Origin of the sequence: Protofrankia sp. CiT1 (assembly GCF_917627335.1) — a bacterium.
GTDB lineage: Bacteria > Actinomycetota > Actinomycetes > Frankiales > Frankiaceae > Protofrankia.
Genome location: NZ_CAKJTP010000255.1, coordinates 1 through 3,625, shown reverse-complemented (window position 1 = coordinate 3,625; position 3,625 = coordinate 1). Strand labels below are relative to the sequence as shown.

2 protein-coding genes are annotated in these 3,625 nt (G+C 67.0%); both read left to right on the top strand.

Annotation, left to right across the window (positions count from 1 at the left end):
* Window positions 1–432 (top strand): hypothetical protein (locus MJ785_RS21015; protein WP_370653020.1); only part of this gene is annotated, 432 nt, incomplete at its 5' end.
* A gap of 418 nt (window positions 433–850) precedes the next feature.
* Window positions 851–3,613: a serine/threonine-protein kinase gene (locus tag MJ785_RS21010; protein ID WP_239344823.1), complete on the top strand. Its 2,763-nt coding sequence runs from the start codon at window positions 851–853 to the stop codon at window positions 3,611–3,613.
* Window positions 3,614–3,625: the final 12 nt, after the last annotated feature.

Genomic DNA, 3,625 nt, shown 5'->3' with positions numbered 1-3,625 from the left:
GCTGGTCGGACCGTCCGATGGACAGCCGTCCTGGAGGCAGGCGGCCTGATCCGTGCGCAGCGCGTCCGCGCGGCGGGTGCTTGCCCACGAGTGGTCCGATCATGGTCTCTGACGGGCACAGGCGGGCTATCGTCAGCGTTCGTGGCCGAGCTGCCGATGTTCGTGGGGTCGTCCGACATCGCCGCTGCTCTCGGGGTGACCCGGCAGGCTGTCGACCACCGGTTGCGGACCGACCCTCGCGCGCCCGTTCCAGTGGCGGTGGTCAACCGCACGGCGACCTGGGGCGGGACGAGGGTCTGGCGACGGACCGAGATCGACCGCTGGCTCGGTGGTCTTGCGCCCGATCGATGGATCGCGAACCCCGGAGCGGCTCGACGCGCCGCTGACAACGGTGGCGTCGCGTACAGGCGTGACGGCGGCGCTGAACGCTGAACACTGATGGCAAGCGTGGCTACTGAGTGTGGTTGGTGGGCGTGGCCGATGGCCAGCGCCATCCATGCGTGGGCACCGTGGTCAGGAACCGTTTCCCGGCCGGCAAGGCTCCCAGCCGGTGGCCGGTAGTGGCTGTCGCGCTAGGGTCATGTAACGATGCTGTACCGGATGCCACGTAGAGGCTCCGGCAATAGGGCGTTCGATCAGGGAGCGGCGTCCGGGTGGATGGATCGCGAGGCGGCGGAGGGAGGCGCCCTGGGCTGGGCGTTGACCGACGACAACGACGCGAGGCGCCGCCTGGGCGGCGCGAGCCGGACAGGCCTATTGCCGGAGTCTCCAAGCTGACGGATCGTGTCGGGGGGATGGGTGGGTTCGCGACAATGAATCACGGATTCCGACGCGTGGCAGTCCTCTCATCATGATTGTCGACAAGGCTCAGGTAGCCGATGCGCTCCCCGGCTACGACCTCGGCGCCACGCTTGGCGCGGGCGGCTCCGGGCTGGTGCTGGCCGGCCGGCACCGCGGGTTGAACCGCCCCGTGGCCATTAAGGTCCTTGATGCGGCCCGTGACCGAGCAACGGCAGATTTTGCCGCTGAGGCACAGCTGCTCGCCGCGATGAACCATCCTCATGTCGTTCAGGTCTACGACTATGTCGAAACCGACGATCTCCATCTGATCGTCATGGAGCTGCTGGCCGGCGGGACGCTGACCCACCGCCAGACAGCGGACATGTCACCGCAGGACGCCTGCGCGGTGGGCCTGGCGGTGGCCGCGGCACTGGCTTACGCCCACAGCCAGAAAGTACTGCACCGTGACATCAAGCCGGACAACATATTGTTCGACGTCACCGGCCTGCTGAAGGTCACTGATTTCGGGATCGCGAAAATCGTGGACGGGTCAGGGGCCACTGCCAGCAGAGTTGTGGGGACCGCGGCCTATATGGCTCCCGAACAGATCACGGGCGGCCGGTTGACCCCGGCCACCGACCTGTACGCCCTCGGGATCGTGCTCTACCAGTTGTTCGCCGGTGCGCCGCCGTTCGACCGGAAACTGCCATTACATGTGCTGGCGCAGCGCCACCTCGACACCGTCCCGCCGCCGCCGGCCGGGGTGCCCGCACCGCTGGCGGACGTCGTCATGCGGATGCTGGCCAAAAACCCGGCGGAACGCCAGCCGTCCGCGCATGCCTTCGCCCTTGACCTTGCCCGTGCCGCGGCCGAGGCCTACGGCCCGAGGTGGACCACCCGCTCCGGCATCGCGCTCCGGCTTGACGACGACATCCGCGCCGCCGCGGACCAGCCATCGCTGGCCACTCAGATGTCACTCCCGCCGACCGTGCCCCCATCGGGTAACTCCTTGCCCCCAGGAGCGCCCCCGTCCGGTGGGTCCTCACCCCCGGAGCCGCCCCGCTGGAAATCGTGGGCGAGGCGGCGGGTGCTCGGCCCGCTCGCGCTCATCCTCACGGCCGCGCTGGTCGGTGTAACGATCGCTCAGGTAAACGGGGACAGCACCCCGGCTGACTGCCGGTCGCGGGCGGATGGCTCGGCCTCGCTGTCCTGGGTCGGCGGCCAGTGCGTCGGCTACAGTGACGGCGGTTACACGTTCACCAGCGGCGGTACGTCGCCGCATGCCGTTGAACTGCGCAGCGTGCAAGAAAAGATCTACGAGCAGAACCGGTGCGCGAAGATCCTTCACGACCGTACGGCCGCGGAGCTCGGGTACCGGCTCGTGACGTTGGTCTACTTCGCCGGTCTCACCGGGGAGACCGATGGCTCCTGGACAGCCGCGCAGGTCGCGGAACTTGAGGGGCTGCTGACCTGGCAGCGGGCGCTGAACCAGGTGAAAGGCTCCCCCGGCGGCTGTGCGAGCACGTCGGAGAACCCGGCAAGAGTGGCACTGCGTGTCGTCATCGCCAACGGCGGCAACGGCATGACATACGCCGACGAGGTGGCAAATGATCACCTTCTGTCGCTGGCCTCCCGTCCCGAGGAGAACCTGCTCGGCGTCATCGGCATGGACCGCAGCAATCCGGAGACTGGCCGGGCCATCACCACCCTCGGAGGAGTCGGCGTGCCCGTGGTCGCCACCACCCTGTCCGGGGATGGCATGCCGAGCTTCTCACCACTGTCGTACTTCCAGATGGTGCCGTCCAACCGGCGGCAGGCTCTGCTGGCCACCAGCTACGCGCGGAAGAACGCGAAGAAGCGGATCAGCGTGTACTACCCGGAGGGGTCCGACGACCCAACCGGCCAGGGGCTGCCGCCGGCGGACGACTATTACCTGTCCAGCCTGGTGGCCGACATCCAGGATGAAGTCCGCAGGGCGGCCCAGGCGGATCCCGCCACCGGATTCGCCTACGACGCACATGGCTGGGCGCCGGGCGGGAACACGGCCGACTGGTTCCGGGCGCAGTGCGCGACGCAGCATCCCAATGATGATCTGATTTTCTACGCCGGCCGCTATGACGACTTTCCCGCGTTCGTGGACAATATGCTGCCCTGCCTGGGCCCAGGCCAGTTGGTTCTCGGCGATGATTCGGTGTCGCGCTATGTGGTCCAGGCCGCGGGTTATTCCAGTACGGCTGTGTTCCGGTTCGTCTCCAAAGGCGCGTCCGTGCTGCTCGCCGGCAAGGCCTGTTTCCAGGGGCAGATTCCCGCCAGCGCCGGAGCGTTCGTGAGCCCGTCTCTGCGGGATTTTTGCACCAGACTCGACGACATGTACAAGGCGACCGGGATGCCGGTTCCCGAGACATTGTGGCCGGACGAACGTATCGGTCTCGCCTATGATGCGGCGAAACTGTTCGTTGACATCGTCAAGAAGCGGCGCGACGCCACCATGAAGGACATCGGGGGGCTGCTGAGAGGGCCTTTCCCTGGGGACGAGAAGTGCGCCGACACAGCCAGCTCGACGGCCACCGCGTGGCCGGGGGCGACCGGCTGCGTCGATTTCGGCACATCCCAGGTAGCGGAGTCCAAACGGCTGGCGGTTATTCGGATCAAGCTCGATGAGAAGGATCTGCCGGCGTCTCCAGACCCGAAGAGCGCATCCAAACAGGATGTGGAGGCCGTTGACGGATATCCGTGCAAGTACGTCATCAGCGGCCAGCAGCCGAGCACGACCGACTGTCTCGGTAATCCACTTCCGCCGCTACTTCCATCGCGTATCGTAGCGTTACATTAACGGCGCGTTAGG